The 18379-nt window shown below is 44.5% G+C and carries 13 protein-coding genes; 9 read left to right on the top strand and 4 right to left on the bottom strand.

Annotation, left to right across the window (positions count from 1 at the left end; genetic code table 11):
* From Q0081_RS18615 to Q0081_RS18575, 9 genes are all read left to right on the top strand, one after another.
* Positions 1 to 1277: SusD/RagB family nutrient-binding outer membrane lipoprotein (locus Q0081_RS18615; RefSeq protein WP_298356682.1), on the top strand; the 1277-nt coding region annotated here is incomplete at its 5' end.
* Positions 1278 to 1342: 65 nt separating this feature from the next.
* Complete coding sequence (locus Q0081_RS18610) at positions 1343 to 3205, top strand: FAD-dependent oxidoreductase (RefSeq protein ID WP_298356679.1); 1863 nt, start codon at positions 1343 to 1345, stop codon at positions 3203 to 3205.
* Between the two features lie 9 nt (positions 3206 to 3214).
* On the top strand, positions 3215 to 4570 hold the full coding sequence (locus tag Q0081_RS18605) for an FAD-dependent oxidoreductase (protein ID WP_298356676.1): 1356 nt from the start codon (positions 3215 to 3217) through the stop codon (positions 4568 to 4570).
* A gap of 11 nt (positions 4571 to 4581) precedes the next feature.
* Positions 4582 to 4947: a hypothetical protein gene (locus tag Q0081_RS18600; RefSeq protein ID WP_298356673.1), complete on the top strand. Its 366-nt coding sequence runs from the start codon at positions 4582 to 4584 to the stop codon at positions 4945 to 4947.
* Positions 4947 to 5906 carry a right-handed parallel beta-helix repeat-containing protein gene (locus Q0081_RS18595; RefSeq protein ID WP_298356684.1) on the top strand — a complete coding sequence of 320 codons (960 nt, stop codon included), beginning with the start codon at positions 4947 to 4949 and terminating at the stop codon, positions 5904 to 5906. The genes Q0081_RS18600 and Q0081_RS18595 overlap by 1 nt, the downstream gene beginning before the upstream one ends.
* A 190-nt stretch (positions 5907 to 6096) precedes the next feature.
* On the top strand, positions 6097 to 7197 hold the full coding sequence (locus tag Q0081_RS18590) for a caspase family protein (protein WP_298356670.1): 1101 nt from the start codon (positions 6097 to 6099) through the stop codon (positions 7195 to 7197).
* Between the two features lie 279 nt (positions 7198 to 7476).
* A complete protein-coding gene (locus Q0081_RS18585) occupies positions 7477 to 8151 on the top strand; it encodes a response regulator transcription factor (protein WP_298356667.1) in 675 nt (224 codons plus the stop codon).
* Positions 8148 to 9410 carry a HAMP domain-containing sensor histidine kinase gene (locus Q0081_RS18580; protein ID WP_298356664.1) on the top strand — a complete coding sequence of 421 codons (1263 nt, stop codon included), beginning with the start codon at positions 8148 to 8150 and terminating at the stop codon, positions 9408 to 9410. The genes Q0081_RS18585 and Q0081_RS18580 overlap by 4 nt, the downstream gene beginning before the upstream one ends.
* A gap of 191 nt (positions 9411 to 9601) precedes the next feature.
* Positions 9602 to 11146 (top strand): Do family serine endopeptidase, encoded by a 1545-nt coding sequence (locus Q0081_RS18575; protein WP_298356661.1) that lies wholly within the window; start codon positions 9602 to 9604, stop codon positions 11144 to 11146.
* 123 nt (positions 11147 to 11269) lie between these two features.
* On the opposite strand, the gene Q0081_RS18570 is transcribed toward Q0081_RS18575, so the two are convergent.
* The 4 genes from Q0081_RS18570 to Q0081_RS18555 all read right to left on the bottom strand — a co-directional run bounded on the left by Q0081_RS18570 (position 11270) and on the right by Q0081_RS18555 (position 18215).
* Entirely contained in the window at positions 11270 to 14770 is a 3501-nt protein-coding gene (locus Q0081_RS18570) for a PVC-type heme-binding CxxCH protein (protein WP_298356658.1), read from the bottom strand.
* Positions 14771 to 14875: 105 nt separating this feature from the next.
* Positions 14876 to 16105 carry a GDSL-type esterase/lipase family protein gene (locus tag Q0081_RS18565; RefSeq protein WP_298356655.1) on the bottom strand — a complete coding sequence of 410 codons (1230 nt, stop codon included), beginning with the start codon at positions 16103 to 16105 and terminating at the stop codon, positions 14876 to 14878.
* A 93-nt stretch (positions 16106 to 16198) separates the two neighbouring features.
* A complete protein-coding gene (locus Q0081_RS18560) occupies positions 16199 to 17878 on the bottom strand; it encodes a hypothetical protein (RefSeq protein ID WP_298356652.1) in 1680 nt (559 codons plus the stop codon).
* Positions 17879 to 17921: 43 nt separating this feature from the next.
* Positions 17922 to 18215 carry a hypothetical protein gene (locus Q0081_RS18555; RefSeq protein WP_298356649.1) on the bottom strand — a complete coding sequence of 98 codons (294 nt, stop codon included), beginning with the start codon at positions 18213 to 18215 and terminating at the stop codon, positions 17922 to 17924.
* Between the last annotated feature and the right edge of the window lie 164 nt (positions 18216 to 18379).

Here is an 18379-nt window from a genome sequence, read left to right as displayed (position 1 = left end):
TGAGTGGCCATGCGGTTGAAACGACTAACTTCACAGGTATCAATACGGCAACCAGATTTCAGGTAGGAGATGCCGCCAACCTTGCGGTAGGTGGAGGGGATAACTGGTCAGGTGGGTTTCAGGCTCTGCGCTATTTTAAAAATATTCGTACCAAAGCCGAACAGCAACAACGAGTTGGGTACGGAGCCATTGCCGATATAATGTCCGCATACACCTTATCTCTGTTGGTAGATGTTTACGGCGATATACCCTACACAGAAGTAGGGAAGGAGGATGTTATTCAGCCAAAATTTGACAAAGCCCAGGAACTGTACATTGAAATGCAGAAACTTCTGGACACAGGTATCCAAAAATGCGACCAAGCCACTACAGCAGCTTCTCGCCCAGCAAACGATGATATGATTTTTAAAGGGAACATGACTCTTTGGAAAAAAACGGCTTACGCCTTAAAAGCACGTTTGTACAATCGCCTGAGTAATACAAACGGCCAGGAAACGGCACAGCGGGCATTGGCCGCCCTTACCAACTCCTTTGGGTCAAATGAGAATTTTACATTTACTGATTTTCAGGATACACCACAAAATGGCAATCAAATCGCTCAGGTAGGAATCACACAAGGCACCATAGCAATTGCCGAAGGTATAATTACGGCTCTCAAATCCTATTTAGAACCCAACGAAGATATTCTGGCAGACCCACGCGCAACTATTTGGTTTACTCGAATTGGCGGTAAAGTCGTTACAACACCCACCAGCCGAGCTACTACCGATGTCACGCTCAATGGCACAACTTATTCCAAGCCTTTATTCTACCAAAGAAGGACTTCTCCTCTGCCCATGCTAACCTATACGGAGCTGAAATTTATTGAGGCTGAAGCACAGTTGCGATTGGGCGACCGTACCAAGGCGTATACTGCTTACGAGGCAGCAGTACGAGCGGCTTTGACACAGGCCTCCATTTTCAACTCGGCTGTTGCCCTTACTGCTACTCAAATTAATGCTTATGTGGCTCGGCCAAAAGTATTAATGGGAGCTGATAAGTTGACTTTGAAGGACATTATTACGCAGAAATACATTTACCTAACGGTCTTTCAAACCCAAGAAGCATACAATGATGTTCGTCGAACAGGGTTGATTACACTCATGGACCCTGACGGTACAGCCAAGCGTTTCCCATATCCGGTTAATGAGATTTCACGCAATTCAAATGCACCGCAAGCATCTGATATAAACACCGTCTATCAGGACAATGCCCGGTTGTTCTGGGCTAAATTGTAAAGAATAGGCATGGACAGTAATGAACATAATTATTGCCCATGCCTACCAACCATAAGCACCGAAGTATGAAAAAATTATTGCTTGTTTTTTTGTTTATAGTTACTGAGGTCTTTGCTCAACCCCAAACCGATGTTGTCATCTATGGTGCCACCCCTTCCGGCATTTTTGCCGCCATCAATGCTGCCCGTCAGGGGCACAGCGTGGCATTGGTGGAAGAGTACAAACAAATTGGCGGACTGATGACGGGCGGGCTGTCATTTACCGATTTTATTTCACAGGAGGCTTTAAGCGGCACCTTCAACGAATACCGATTCAGGGCATTGGCCTATTATGAAAACAAGTATGGCAAGAACTCAAAGCAGGCAAAAGACTGCTACTTCGGCGTGAATGCCGAGCCGCACGTAACCGAGCTGATTTTCGGTCAAATGTTGGCCGAATTGCCCTTCATAAAAGTATATACCCAACACAGAATTTCAAATGCTTCGGTAAATAAAAACAAACAGGGAGAATCAAAAATCCAATCGGCTTCCTTTGTTAATTTACTTGATAATAAAGCGGTTACGATTTCGGGAAAAGTATTTATTGACGCTACTTACGAAGGCGATTTGGCGGTGGCGGCAGGAGCGGAGTATCGAATTGGACGAGAAGCCAGAAACGAATTTTGTGAGCGGTATGCGGGACATATTTTCTCCAAAGGCGGGCAAATTCTGACCGGCGGTACGGGTGAAGGCGATAAAAAAGTGCAGGCCTACAATTTCCGCATCATCATGACTGATTCCATAGAAAATAGCCGCAAGGTGGAAATGCCCCCAAACTATCACCGAGAAAAATACCTGCCGATTGCCGCTGTCTTCAAAAGGGGTAAGGTAAAGCAAATTTTTACGCAAAGTGCCGAAGGAATTTTACGGGTGCAACCCATCGCCAACCGTAAAGCCGACATCAACGACATCAAAAATGCTCCCGTGCGCATGTCGTCATTGGGTAAAAATTATGATTACCCCGATGTCAGTCCCGAAGTACGGGTAAAGATTATTCGGGAACATCGTGATCATATTTTGGGCATGATTTACTTTCTGCAAAATGACGAAAGTATTCCTTCTGAAATTCGTGAGGATGCTAAGGTGTGGGGATTGGCTAAAGACGAATTTACGGACAATGACAATTTTCCGTATCGGCTTTACATTCGGGAAGCTCGCCGGATCATGGGTGACGTAGTTTTTACAGAACATGATACTTATCAAGCCCCCCATTCTATCCGGTCGGTATTAAACCCAAATGCGGTAGCAATTTGTGATTACGCCCTCAACTGCCACGGGGTTTCTGCACCGGGACCAGTATATGCCGACATGACCGAAGGTGACTTTAACTTTATTCCGCAACCTTTTCAAATTCCCTACGGGGTAATGTTGCCCGGGAAATTCGACAATTTACTCGTATCTGTGGCTATTTCATCAAGTCATGTCGGATTTTGCGGTATTCGGTTAGAACCTACTTGGTCGGCACTGGGGCAAGCAGCAGGGCTGGCAGCGCATTTGAGTATCAAAAATGGGGTGAGTGTTACCAAAGTGAAAGTACCGGAATTACAATCACTTTTGTTGAAAAACAAAGCCAAAATCATTTACGTGAGCGATGTGGATGCTGATTCACCCTATTTTGAAGCAGTACAGTATTTCGGCAACATAGGCTTTTTTCATGATTTGTATCCGTTGGAACAAGTTCAAATCAAGCCCCGCACCATCCATAAACTGCAATACATGGATGCCATGGAGTACCACAATATACACCCCGAAAAACCGCTTGAAGAGTCATTGGCAAATACTTGGATTCAGCAATTACCTGCTTCACAACAAGCCAAAGCAATGGCATTACACAAAAGTAAACGTTGGAATCGTGGGGCGTTTTTGACGGCACTGTTTCAACTAAAATAACGAAAAATCATGCTAAAAAGAAGAGATTTCCTAAAAACGGGGGCTTTATCGGCCTTGGCCCCCCTGTCAACGTTGGAAACGGGCAACTTAAAAAAAGACGAAACAGTACAGGAACCCAAGCGTGAATTGCCCATTGTCCGAGAAACCGATGTCATTGTCTGCGGTGGTGGCCCTGCGGGGATTGGAGCAGCATTGAGTGCGGCCCGAAACGGAGCAAAAACCACATTGATTGAAGTACATGGCTGTTTGGGTGGGGTGTGGACGGCAAGTTTGTTGAGCAACATCATTGACCACGAAGGTAAACCGGGCATTATGAAAGAAATCATTGACCGCCTTGACGCTACCGACGCCCAATATACCGCCAAAAAATACGACGCCGAACGCATGAAATGGACACTCGAACAGCTATGCAGAGAAGCGGGCGTAGAGGTTCGTTTACACACCCGAGTCACGGCCGCCTATAAAGATAAAAACAGTAACATTGACTACATCGCTACCGAGAGTTTTTCGGGTAGAGAAGCCTGGAAAGCGAAGGTGTTTATTGATACTACGGGCAACGGTGAGTTGGCTGCCCGGGCAGGTTGCGGCTTTGAGATGGGCGAACCCCAAACGGGCAGAGTTCAACCCATGTCATTGATGGTGATTTTGAGCGGGTTGAATGAAGATGATCTGGTCAAAGCCGGCTACATCAAGGGCTACGGCAAAGAAGGGTCACCTTCTGAACCGGGCAAGAAAAAACTGCACGCTGAAATTTTGAAAGCGGGTATTGATGCCAGTTACACAATGCCGTCATTTTTCTCCATTCGCCCCGACATGGTGGCTCTGATGGTCAATCACCAGTACGGCGTGTCGGCTGCCAATGCAGGGGCTATTTCACAGGCGACGGTGGAAGCCCGAAATGAAGTCAATAAGATCATTGACGGTTTAAGAAAACTGGGTGGAATGTGGTCAAACGTCCGCATTGTGACCACTGCTGCCCAAATCGGTATTCGTGAGGGTCGTCGCATTCACGGACTCTATACGTTGACCAAAGAAGATTTGATACGGGGAGCTACGTTTGAGGACGGAGTTTGTACGGTGAAGTTCGTGGTAGACATTCATGCGCTGGTAAAAGGTGAAGGTGGCGGCTACGGCAGCGGCGGGGTAAAAATGAAACCCTATCAGATTCCGTTGCGCTCATTGATTGCCAAAGATGTCAATAATCTGATGATGGCCGGGCGGTGTATAAGTGGCGATTTTTACGCCCATGCCAGCTACCGAGTGACGGGGAATGCCGTACCCATGGGCGAAGCAGCGGGGAAAGTGGCAGCCAAAGCGGCATTGACTAATCGTTTGCCCAAGGAAGTAGCTTGGGGTGAGGTCTAACTTTTGTAAAAATGCGAAATAGAACAAGCGTTATTGTAGGGTTGTTGCAGATTTTAGGTGTCCTGAATGGGTTTGCCCAAACAACAGGATTTACCAATGCCTCCACCTTTGGATTTAGCCCCGATGCCAATGGCATCGAGAACACAATAGCCCTTCAAAAAGCCGTTGACCAAGGGGGAACCATCATAGTCAGTAAAACAGGCACGTACAAATTGGCAGGTACGGCAGTTATGTGCTGGCTACCACCATCAAACTGGACAAATCAGGCACGGCAGGTAAGTACATCACGTATAAAGCCTACAAAGACCATACGCCTAAATTTTCGTTCTCGGGAAGTTTTTGGAACGCGGTTTCCATCAATGGCTCCTACATCGTAGTGGAAGGGATTGAATTTCAAGGCAATAATCAAAATTTGACCTACGCGGATGCCTTAGCTTCTTACAATGACAAAGTGGCCAGAGGAAACAATAACAACCTGTACACCACCTACAATATGAACGGAATCAGCGGACCTGCGGCTGAATCTAAATTTCCGCACCATATCGTCATCCGAAATTGTAAAATTCACGACTTTCCGGGCGGATTGAGTTCGATTCAAGCGGATTACAACACATTTGAAGGAAATACGATTTACAATAACGCGTGGTACATGATGTACTGTGGCAGCGGCATCAGTATTTTGACACCCTTTGACAGTGACGCCAACACAGGCTATAAAAACATCGTTCGAAACAACGTCTGCTACAACAATAAAACTACCATTCCGTGGATTAGCCAACAAAAATTAAGCGACGGCAACGGCATTATCATCGACGTAAACCTGCGACCTTATAACTCAACTGTGACGGATAAACCCAACAAAGGCCGTACCTTGGTAGAAAACAACGTAAGTTTTAACAATGGGGGTTCGGGGATTCACGCGTTTGATGCGGCACATATTGACATCATCAACAACACAGTCTATCATAATGCCCAAATCATGGTGACTTATGCCGATTTATTTGCCAATACCTGCAATGATGTGAAAATCCTAAACAACATAATTTACTCCAAACCCGACGGTAATCGTAATTCCAACAACAAGAATACGAATGTAACCTACGATTACAACATCTATTTTGTGGGTAAAGTGGCGGTCAAAGGGCCCAATGACAAAGTATTGGACCCGCAATTTGTCAATCGGACTACTGACCCAACTTCAGCCAATTTTTCAGTAAAACCCGGCAGCCTTGCGATAGATGCTGGTACGCAGACGTTATTTGCTCCAAAAGATATTAAGAATGTTGCCCGTCCCAAGGGAGCCAATGTGGATTGCGGTGCGTATGAGGTTCAGTAATTTTTACTCTTTAACAACAGATTGTTTCTAAAGTTGTTGTTAAAGAGTAAAAACCAAACTTATTTGGCTGCTTTCTAAGTGTTTATGCACTTAGTATAACTTTTTGTATTATTTTTGTGCAAAAAGTTATATCGTTATGATACAAAGGGCAATTTTTGGTCAGTAATCAATCTCTAATAAACCCTTCTTCATGAAGTATTTTTTCCAATTCCTCTTATTTTGTTTGTTTAGTTTTTCAGCCCTTGCCCAGCCCAAAACAGGGTTGAATCGCACATGGGTATTTATGGTTGGAGTGCTTGAATGGGCCGACGCCAATGAATTTGCTTCGTTTGAAAAAAAAGCACGCGTCGATGCCAAAATCCATCAGTTTTTCCAAAAAAGTGGCCTGCCTGACCATCAGATCATGTACCTGAAAGACAAGCAGGCAAGTACGGCGGCGGTGAAAGATGCCTTTATTCCGTTTTTACAACAGGCGCAAAAAGGGGATATGCTGTTTTTTTATTACTGCGGACATGGCTATAAAAATGGAAAAGACAAGGTGTGTTTTGCCAACTACAAAGGGGCAGATTGGTCCGTAGAAGAAATTGTAAAAACGGTCAATCAGCACTTTGCAGGAAATACGGCCTTTTTTACGGCCGATTGTTGTAATTCGGGAGGATTGGCCGATGAAGTTCGGAAATATCCAACTAAAAATTTCATGGCTCTCAATTCAGTGGTTCCAACGGACGTTTCTACGGGAAACTGGACTTTTTCCAACGCTCTGCTGTATGCGCTGCAAGGTGAAAATTTTGTAGATACCGACAATAACCAACAAATTACGCTGGGTGAATTGTCCAACTACATTGACGAAGAAATGGCCATTGTCGAAGGGCAAAAAGCAGCTTATTATATTCCCAAAAGCATGAACGCATGGGCCATTACGACTCGCGTTTCTCCTAAGAAAAACAAACGCATCGGCGAACGGGTATCGGTCAATTACGACGGACAGGATTACTTAGGATTTATCATAGATTCCGGTAAGGATAACAACTACAATGTTCGCTTTTATAGCTATACCAACAACGAAACCGATTGGGTGGCAGCTTCACGATTAAAGTCGTATTCAAGTCCCAAAAATTTTCCAATCGGTGCCTCGGTCAACGTGTATTACGAAGACGACAAAAAGTGGTACCCGGCCAAAGTGGTAAAGAAATTTTCGAGTTTGCACTTTGTTCACTACGATGATTACGGCAGTGAATGGGATGCGTGGGTATCGCCTGATAACATCAAAAAGGCAAATAGCAGTAAATGACGATTGACAAATTCGGATTGGGGCTCATTGCGGCCGGGTTTGCCACCCTGTTTTAAAAAAAAGCAAAAAAGGTTCCCCTCATTTTAGGAAGTATGCACGTTGCCGGCATTGGTCTGTTTGGTACATCTTCCTTTTGAAATTATTTCAGACCCTTACAGCAAGCATGTGGCTTTGTGGACGAGTGCCTCAAAAGAACTGGCTTTGGCCGGCTGAAAAACATATAAAAAACAGTATCCTCCTTTCCGGATTTATTCCAGAATTGACGTGTCGATTTACTGTATGAAAATCTTACTGATTGAAGATGAAGTATCTCTCGCGGCGGCTATTCTTACCTTTTTGAAGTCGGAGAGTCATGTCTGCGAATGGGTGAGCGATTTTCCAAGCGCTCAGGAAAAAATCAGTCTGTACAATTATGACTGCGTATTGGTAGATATTATGCTGCCGAAAGGCTCAGGTTTGCAACTGGTGGAACAACTCAAAACCCAAGGGTCTGAAACAGGAATCATCATTATTTCGGCCAAAAACGCCTTGGATGATAAAGTCAAAGGGTTGGATTTGGGCGCGGACGATTATCTAGCAAAACCGTTTCACCTTTCTGAACTCAACGCCCGCTTGAAATCCGTACTGCGAAGACGACAATTTGGCGGCAATCGGGAGATTCATTTCGGGGAGCTGAAAATTTTGCCCGACTCAAAAGAAGTTTGGGTGGGAGAACATTCAATCGTAATGACCCGCAAAGAGTATGATTTATTGATGTACCTGATTGCCAATCCCAATCGAGTGTTGACCAAAACCGCTATTTCTGAACACCTGTACGGCGACCAGATTGACCAAACCGACAGTTTCGATTTTTTGTATTCGCAAGTGAAAAACGTCCGAAAAAAACTCACTGAAAATGGGTGTCCGGATTATATTCAGACGGTTTATGGCGTAGGTTATAAATTCACAAAATGACACTCCTCAGTAAAGCTACCTGGCTATTTTTCGCTGCCTGTCTGATTGCTCTGATCGTGAGTGGGATTGGAGGGTACGTGTTTTTACAAAAAATAATGGATGAAGAGGCTACCGAGCAACTTGCCCATGAACATCAGCAGGTAATAAACTTTGTAGAGCAGACGGGCGTGTTGCCCGAACGTTGGTTTTCCATTTCGGATAGTTTGTGGGCCATTCCGATGCAAACAGTCGTTCCCATCCAACTGTTTGACACTACGTTAACGAACCGAGCCGAAAACGAATCCTTAATGTATCGTCAACTGTCATTCGGTATCGACACCCAATTGGGTTATTATCAAGTAAATATCCGGAAAGCACTGTATAAAGTACACGATCTTACCAAAGCACTCTTGCTGGCCTTTAGCGTCTTGATTTTGTTGTTAGTTGGCATCCTGTTTTGGGTCAATTACAGCCTTTCCCGAAACTTGTGGCAACCTTTTTACCAAACACTTGCCAAACTCAAAACTTTTAAAATAAGCGAAGACGAAGCGCTGCATTTTGCGCCAACCGAAATTGTTGAATTCAAAACCCTGCAAACAACGCTCGAACAGCTTACCCAAAAAGTAAGACAAGATTACATTAGTTTAAAAACGTTTACCGAAAACGCTTCGCACGAATTACAAACTCCCTTGGCGGTCATAGGCGCCAATCTTGAACAATTGCTTCAGGCCGCTAACCTTACTCAAACACAGGTGGAGCAGATTGACAGTTTGTTGGACGTGGTGCGACGAATTTCAAAAATGAATCAAGCGCTTTTGTTATTGACCAAAATTGAAAATCGACAGTATGAAGCCCACGAAAGTATTGATTTCAGCGAATTGGTGGAGGATAAATTAAACCTCTGGGAAGCGCTTATCCAACACAAAGGAATTAAACTAACTACCCACATCACTCCTCACGTACACATCCCCATCAATCCTTTTTTAGCTGACGTTTTGTTGAATAATCTTCTTAATAACGCCATCAAACACAATTCCAAAACAGGAAAAATTGAGGTTGAATTGACCTCTCAGGCTTTCACCGTACGAAATACAGGCGCTCCTCCTACCCTACCCATTGAGCAATTATGGGAACGCTTCAGCAAAGACAGCATCCGAAACGATTCTGCCGGACTGGGCTTGGCATTGGTCAAACAAATCTGTGAAACCAATCTATTCGGCTATACCTACACGTTTAATGACGGTTGGCATACGCTAAAAATCGTTTTTAACATCTATTAACATTTCATTTCAAAAACGGGCTTTTTCTCCGGAATCTCTACAAAATTGGGCGATACTATTGTATCATAATTGAACGTTAAACCAATTACGAAAAGGAAAAGCACCTTAGTTGGAACAGGTTAACACCTTGTCCAGACACACTAACAACCGTTTTAGAAAACAAATTAACAGACCAAAAACAACTAAACACCATGTCACAGAATTGGAAACAATTGGCACTTATCGGAGTTATTTCCGGTACCATCGCTGCCGGCTCAGTAGAATTATTGAACAAATCTCAATCTCAGGAATCGGTCATTTTCAAAGATGCTAAACCTGCTTCGTATGCCAAACTTACTTCAGCAGGTAATGCATCAGGGATGCCAGGCGATTTTACCTACGCAGCCGACGTATCCATGCCAGCGGTAGTACACATTAAGTCTACCATGAGACAACGAGCCGGGGAAAGTCGTCAACAAATGCAGATTCCCGATATGTTCCGAGATTTTTTTGGAGAGAGAGGGATGCAGCCTCAGGAAGGACCTCAAAAACAGGAAGCTTCGGGTTCGGGAGTTATTATCAGCGCCGATGGTTATATCGTGACCAACAACCACGTAGTGGAAGGAGCTGACGAATTGGAAGTAGTGTTGAGTAATAAACGAAGCTACAAAGCGAAAGTAATCGGCACCGACCCGTCGACCGACATTGCGGTCATTCAGATTCCTGCCAAAAACTTACAGGCGCTTAGTTTCGGCAACTCCGACGCGGCCAAAGTAGGCGAATGGGTAGTCGCCGTAGGCAATCCGTTTAACCTTGAATCTACCGTTACTACGGGGATTGTCAGTGCCAAAGGACGCGGATTGGGTATTATTGCCCAAAAACAAGCAGAAAGAGAAAGTTTCGGAAGCGCGCAACAGCCCAAGGGAGATTCTCCTCTGGAATCCTTCATCCAGACGGATGCCGTGGTGAATCCAGGCAATAGCGGTGGCGCATTGGTAAATCTGAAAGGTGAACTGATTGGTATAAACACCGCTATCGCCAGTCCAACGGGCAGTTTTGCGGGGTATGCGTTTGCCGTACCTTCCAACCTGGTAAAGAAAGTAGCGGGCGATTTGATTGAATACGGAAACGTACAACGGGCTTATTTGGGCATTATGCTCGAAGAACTCAACAGCAAAAATGCTGACGAATACGGTTTGAAAGAAACCTCCGGCGTGTATGTAAAATCATTCTCCCCCAATAGCTCTGCCAAAGAAGCCGGCATCAAAGCAGGGGATGTGATTTTGAAAATGGATGGCAATGACATCAGTACCGTACCTCAGTTGCAGGAGCAAATTGGTCGTAAAAAACCCGGCGAAACGGTAACCATCTTGGTCAGTCGCAACGGCAGTACCAAAGAAGTAGGCGTTAAACTTCGCAATCGGGAAGGCGGCAGCCAGATCTTAAAAACAGACGGTGCCGACATGATGCTCAATGAATTGGGCTTGCAACTCAACGATCTTAGCCCCCGAGAATTGAAAGTGTTAAAAGAAAACGGAATTGACGGAGGAGCAAAAATCGGGATGTTGGATGCCGGCAAATTAGCCCGGGTAGGAGTTCAGGAAGGCTTTGTCATTACCAAACTGAATGAGAAACCTATTCACTCCGTTCAGGATTTTAAAAAGGCGATAGAAGGTAAAAAGGGCTCGAAAGTACAAATCGAAGGCATTTATCCAGATGCTCCCGCCGATAGTATAAGTTTTGGTTTTACGGTTTAGAAAAATTTATGGCTGTTTGGTTCACTAAAAAACCCCCGACACTTGTCGGGGGTTTTTGTTTTAAATTTATAATATGTAAACAGATGATAATAAGCAAAGAATCACTCATTCACTCATTTCTTTTTATCGTCCCATGACCAACCTCGTCTGCGCTGCGCCCGTACCGCTTTCGGCTTCGATAAGTTGCACTTTCAACGCTTCTTGGTTGAATGCCCCGCGATCCAATGCGAGCGTAATCGAATGAACTCCCTGAGGAAGGTCTGCCGCGATTCCGCGCTCGGTCAATTTTAGCAGCTTTCCTCCGACCCAGGCAGTAATACCAGCTGCGGAGTTCAAGGCTAAATTAACGTTTCCTTTGCTGACCACTTCAATTTCAAATTTCACGAACGTGTACTTTTTGTTCGCTCCTGTTTCCACCACAGGCAATTCGTTCAGCGGCAGGTCACCGGCCACTTTACTGTAAGCAGGTTCGTAAGTAACTTTAGCATTATCTCTTACTGCGTAGCCCAAACCTTCCGTACTCATTCGTTTGGTCAGGTCTTTGTTGGCAGAAATGGCATTCCACCGCCGTACAAATCGAGTGGTAGGAACGCGAAAATCGCCTGATTCACCCATTTTGGAAAGAAAACCGACCAGATTGACAAACTCCTGTTTGTCCAGGGAGGCTGTTAAACCGGGAGGCATCAGCGAGCCCGGCACTTTTTCAACGACGTTAATTTGGCTTTTGGGAACGGATACTTCCAGCCCCGTCACGTCGCGCATTACCATTTCGGCGGTTCCATTGCTGACAATGTAGCCCAGCATTTCACTTTTGTCTTTTTTAACAATGCGTTGCAGTTCGTATCCTTCTTTAATGGAAACATTTGGGTACAAAATGGATTTGATAATGGTTTCGGCGGGTGAACTTGTCCCCAAACTGCTCAGGTCAGGGCCAATACGCCCTCCCGCTCCGCCAATGGCGTGACAGGTAAGACAAGCCAGACCGCTTCTTCGGAAGATCAATTCCCCTTTGGCAGCATCGGCGGTTTCGGCTACTGTTTTTGCCAAACTGCTGATGTCTTTGTCGTTCAATTCCTGAGGCATTTTTTCAACGGGTAATACGCCGCCGGAAGCTTCCAATGCCTTGATCAGTACTTTTACTTCGTCGCTGTTCCGTCGGTTATAAGGCACCGAGCGTTGCAGAATTTGACGACCGACAACGGCAACGGATTCCGGTATTTTTTGTTTTGTCAGCGCGTCAGCAAGGGCATTTGTCCCTCCTTTATTGGTAAAAAACGCCTGAAACAGCTCCGTCACATCGGTTTGTGGCGGCAAAGTACGCAACAATCCCGTTCCAATTCGGGCGGCTTCAGCAGCATCTACAGATACAAGCTGAGCAGCGGCCGCCACTTTCAAATCCGTGGGGTTTTTGCCACCGGTCATGTCCATCAGTGATTTACGAGCTTGGTCATTATTCATGGCGGCCAACGCCCCTAATGCAGCTTTTCGGGTATTTTTATCTCCTTTTTCCGTCAAATTCACTATGGTTCCGTTGAGTTCACTGAGTTTCCACAAACCAATCAGGCGTATGGAACCTGTTGCAACAGCCTCCTCCTCATTTTCAATAAAACCAGTAATGCGGTTCAAATCTCCCTCAGGTTTTACACCCCGTCGAGCCGCTTCTTCTAAGGCCGCCAACTCAGCAGCTACATTTTTACTTTTGTTGGCTTTTCCCTGAATCGCTTTTTCAAACAAAAGTATTAAATCTACAGCTTTCCCGAACTTGGCAAGCGAGGCCAACACATCTTTCTGATATTCATCGGGCACTTGGTCTTTCTGGTACATTTGTGCCAGTTGCGAAACGGCTTCCGGACTGCTTGCCGATTTTAGAGCAAAAACCGTCTTTTTAGAATTACCAAAGAAATCAGGCGTTGTTTTCAAACGAGCCGCCCAGAGCGGCTCCATCTCACGAACGGTTTGCCAAAGCGCAAAATCCAAAAACTCGTCCATGGAATTATCCAAAGCCGATAAGGCCGTACGGGCTGCCTCGGCCGTTTTTACGCTCCGAAGTCCAATGACCGCTTCCAGTCGAACCTGCGGATGAGGATCAGTGACGGCTTTGGTTAACAGAGCATTAGCACTCGCAATTTTTGAGTGCCAAAATCCGAGTGCCCGAAGCGCTGCTGCCCGTGCACGGTGGCTTTTGGCATTCAACAGCGTCAACAAAAGCGGCTCATTGACTACCTCAAGGGTTTGATACACCCAAAGGGCTTCCAACAAACTATGCTCGTAGTCGGCGTTGTTTTTATCCAAATCCAGCACCCATTTTTGCAGGGCGGGAATTACTTCCTTGGCTCCGTGGGCTTTCAAAACCTGTTTGGCCTGTGCGCGGGTCCAATCTTCGGGGAGTTTCAGCGTTTCCAACAATTCATTGACGCTGGCTTTTGTCAATTGCGGTTTCTTCACCAACGGTCGATTTTTGGCCACAATCCGCCAGATACGTCCATGTTGCTGGTCACGGCGCGGATCGTGGAAATCCACTTCTCCGTGTTGAATAATGGGATTATACCAATCGGCTACATAAATGGCACCGTCCGGACCCACCGAAATATCTACGGGGCGGAAGGCCACGTGGTCGGTCCACAAAAGGTCTTCTACCTGCTTGGAGGCATAGCCGCTGCCCTGTTCTTCGAGTTTGAAACGGTTGATGCGGTTAGCCCGGAAATCATTGGTAATCAAACTTCCCTGCCACGATTCGGGCAAGTGACGACCCGATACAATATCCAATCCGCTGTGTTTGGGTTGTCCGGGATTCAGTCCGCGAATGATTCGAGCCGCTCCCGGAGCCGTCACAAACGTAGCTCCCGGAAATGCAAAATTAATGCCTTCACCACCCGCACCATCAGTCAGGAACGATTGTCCCCAACGGTCAAATTGCAATCCCCAGGGATTGACCAACCCTCGGGCATAGACATTCATGTCGAGATTTTTGGTATTGAGTTGCCATACCCCGCCCCCTTCGAGGCGCTTGACTCCAAAAGGCGTTTCAACGTGACTGTAGATGTAAATGGATTGGTTAAAATACAGATGTCCTTCGGGTCCCCAACGAAACGTATGAATGAGGTGGTGTGTGTCGGCAGTTCCGAAACCGTTTAAAATTCGGCGCCTTTTGTCAGCCTTCCCATCGCCGTCAGTATCGACAAAATGTAAAATTTCCGTAGAATTGGCTACGTAAACACCGCCATCGCCGGGCAAAATCCCCGTGGGGGTAATCAAGCCTTCGGCAAAAATGGTGGACTTATCGGCTTTTCCGTCGCCGTCGGTATCTTCCAGCACAAAAATCTTATCATTGGCTTCTTCGCCCGTTTTCAGGTGCGGATAGGCTGTACTGCTCACTACCCACAAGCGACCATCGGCATCCCAATTCATCTGAATGGGCTTGGCCACGAGTGGCTCAGCAGCAAACAACGTCACCTCAAAACCCTCCGCTACTTTAAATGATTTGAGCTCTTTTTGCACATCCGGATCGGGAGTATCTTTTCGGTCATCTCGGTGCATGGAAGACGTAATCAGCAAAATCAACGAAAGAAGGCTGAAGCGTCTGAGAAATTTCAAGGAAGTGGCGGGCGCGCTAAATTTTTGCATTTTATCTTTTAAAACGTTCATATACTTAACAGAAAGTGGTTTGCAATAAACCTATAAGGTTTAATCAATTATATGATCTTAGAAACCTTATAGGTTTTAGTGTAACTACTTTACGGGAGAAAGTTGATACACTCTTTGTTTTGGCAGGCTGTGCAAGACGATCTGTCCTTCCAACCATTTGATAATGAGACTTTGTTCCTCCAGTCCCTTGGCGTGTCGGCCCTGCTCATACGAGCGAAAACCCAGAATATAGGTGCGGTTCAGGGGTCGATATTGGAAAAAGAACTGCTCGTTTTTCTTGAGAATCATTTCTCGCAATTGGGCCACCTGATTGAAATCGGGTCCTTGGGTAATGGCTACTCCCTCAGCCCATTTTTGCGCCGAAGCAGTGATTACTTCCTGATTATCCACCGTGAGTGTATAAAATCCTTTTTTCAAACCAGCAATTTTGATGTGTTGTAAATGATCCGTGCCGGTATTGCCCTTCACAGGCAGCGGTAACGGCAGGTATTTTTCATCCAAGGTAAATTTCAGAGTTGTATTCTCTGTACCTAATTCTAAAATTTTGGCCAAAGGAGAGGCTTCGGCCGCATTTTTAGAAATGGTAATAGTGACCGGCTGCGGTTGCGTGCTCAGTCCAAGGCTTTTTTCCAACACCGAAGCCAAGTAATAATAACCGACTTCGTTCAGGTGTACGCCATTTTCCAGAATAGCCGCTTTTTTACTGATTTCCTGAATCGGTTTGTAAATATCAATGTATTGTTTTCCACGGTCCGACGCCATTTTGGCAATGGCCGAAGCGTATAATTCGATATTAGCATTTCGTTGGGTAACATTTGCCTCAGCATCTTCGTACATGACCGGAATGGGAGATAATAAAATGGATTTCGCGCCAAGCGAATCCATTTTATCCAACAATTTGGTCAAACCTTCCTTAAAACGGGGAAGTCCCGCTTCACCCTCCTGCGCTTCCACCCCACCGTAGGCAATAAAAACAACGGTTGGCTGTGATTTGGTGATTTGCTGCATCAGGTGCTGATAAGGCGTCGGCGGATTGGTGAAGGTGCTCCGCGCTTCTCCCCACACATTGTCAGCGGTCCAACCCAAATTCCGAAACGTAACGTTACGGTCGGGCCAACGCGTGGTGAGGGCTAATTCCAGATAACCGTATTGAAATTCATTTTCAAACAGGGAATTTCCCAAAAACACCACTCGGTCGTTGTTAGTGAGTTGGAAAGGCTTATCGGAAAGGTTTTGAGCAACGGCAGAGCCGATGGAAAGAGCAATGAATACTAAAATAGGGTTAAAAATAACCGATACTTTTTTCTTTATCATACTGTTTAGGATTGGGCAATTTTGACTAAAGAGACAACTTTTAGACACAAACCCAAGCTTGGCAATGTGTGTGGCTGTCTGCTGAGGTTTTTATTATACTTCTATCGAACTTGTTACTACATCAAAGTTTGCTCCGATGGCTTCAAAATGCTTTCTACCACACTTGATTTTGTCTGCTTCTGAATTACGTAGCTTTTCGAAATTCTTGGTGCTTTTTGTTTCTCTAACTAAATAGATTGTTTCGTCATAATGTTTTATTATCGCCCAATCGGGGTTGTATGTTCCAATTGGGGTTTCTACTTTGAAGAAAGCAGGTAGCTTCACAAATAGCTTTATATCTTCTCTTTTGTCCAGTTCTTCGGCAAAACGTCTTTCTACTTCACTATCGTAAATTACGGTATTGTATACTGATTTCTGCACCTGCAAACATTGCTCAAAGTAGTCTTTCAATTCTTCTTCTCTGAAAAGCTGCATACTCCATTCTACTTGACCTGTTGTTAGTTTTTCGTATTTGATACTGTCAATCATTAGTTTATGTAATTCACGGTTGATGATACTTGCTACTGCATCCATAAACTTCTGTGGATTGATGGCAAACTCTGCAATTCTATTGCAACCTGAAAGGATTTTTACTAAAGTAGCCCTTGTGAGTTCTGTTTCCTTTTGCAAGTAAGCAAGAATATCAGGCAGAATGCCTGTATATTCAATTTTAATTTCGTTTGCTTTTGTGTTGGTGGTTGTAACGCCTTTCTTTTCAATGCCTACAATATCTTCACGATAAGACACTTTAACCGCTTCAATCTTTTCCATTTCTGTGATGGATTTAATTGCGTTAGCAATTAAAGTAGCTGTTGAATAATCAACTTGGTAAGTGGTTCTGTGCTTTATTGTATTCCAAAGGTTTTCAAATTCTGGGTCGAGAAATATCTGTTTGTTGATTTTTAGCCTTTTGGGTTCTTCATCTTTTTTGATGTGGCGTTCTAATTGGTATGATTGTAAAACGGTGATGATTTCCGCTTCCTGTTCTGCAAACTGCTCTGATAAGCCCAATGAAAATCCTTCTTTAGAAGGATTGAATGCAGGCTGTATTTTACCGTTGGTATCAACAAAACCTTTTGAAACTAACTCTGACCAAACATCTTCACTGGCTTTTCTTCCTAATGGTTTTTCTTCTTCATCTACTACAACTGATAATTTAGAGAATGCTATTTTAGGTACTTTACCAAAGGTAACTCCACAATCATCTTCATACTCTTTTTGCAGCCCCGCTGCAAAATCTGCATAGCTTTCACGAGCTATTACAGTGAGTTTATTTATGCTATCGTCTTTTACTCTTTCTCCTTCGCTGTTTACTGGTAATCGTAAGCCTCTACCTAATGTTTGCCTTCTTTCTTTTGTGCTGCCTACTTCTCTCAAAACACAAATTTGAAACACATTGGGGTTGTCCCAACCTTCACGAAGTGCAGAGTGTGAAAAGATGAATTTCAATGGCTCGTCCATTGAAAGTAATTGCTCTTTGTTACGCATAATTTTAGCGTAGGTATCATCATCTGCCTGAGTGCTTCCGTTGGTGTCTTTAAGCACTCCTTTTTTGTCTGCTGAAAAATACCCATCGTGTAGCTTGTCAACAGCAAAAACAGCTAACTCTTGGTATTGTGGCAACTTGATTAACTCGTTGTAATGATGTTCAAACAATTCAGCATACTTGCCTTTGGCAGGTTTGCCTTCTGCATCATAAATACGGTAATTGGCAACCTTATCTACAAAGAACAAACTCAATACTTTTATTCCTTTACTCTTTAGTTGCAGTTCTTTGTCAAGGTGTTTTTTGATGGTGTTTTTTGATTTGTACTTCTATCAGATCATCTGTAATACCACCCCTTTCTTGACCTAAATATAAACGACCTGATGCAAAGTCTATAAATTCATTACCCGGTTCGCAACTTATGTCTAATACTTCAAAACCATTTCTGTATGCTTCTCTCTCATTGGATAAGGTGTATAAATCAGCGTTTTGTTTTACCCAAAAATCTTTCTCTTTTACGCTGCCTTTATCTTGTACTTGTACTTTAATTTTTGCCTTGATACCGCTTTTGTTATCTACTTCCAACAGTTTTATGTAAGCATCATTTTGAGCATTAGTACCAATAACAGAACGCAGATTCAGATTTGAAGTGCAATTATCCAGCCGTTACTTGTTAGTGACTGCTGATGAAAGAGCCAACTGTTGTGAATAATAAACCATAGTTTTGTGGTGTCGAATCATAAAACAAG

The sequence above is a fragment of the Runella sp. genome (assembly GCF_027484545.1).
Taxonomy (GTDB): domain Bacteria; phylum Bacteroidota; class Bacteroidia; order Cytophagales; family Spirosomataceae; genus Runella.
This window is presented reverse-complemented; position numbering and strand designations above follow the sequence as displayed.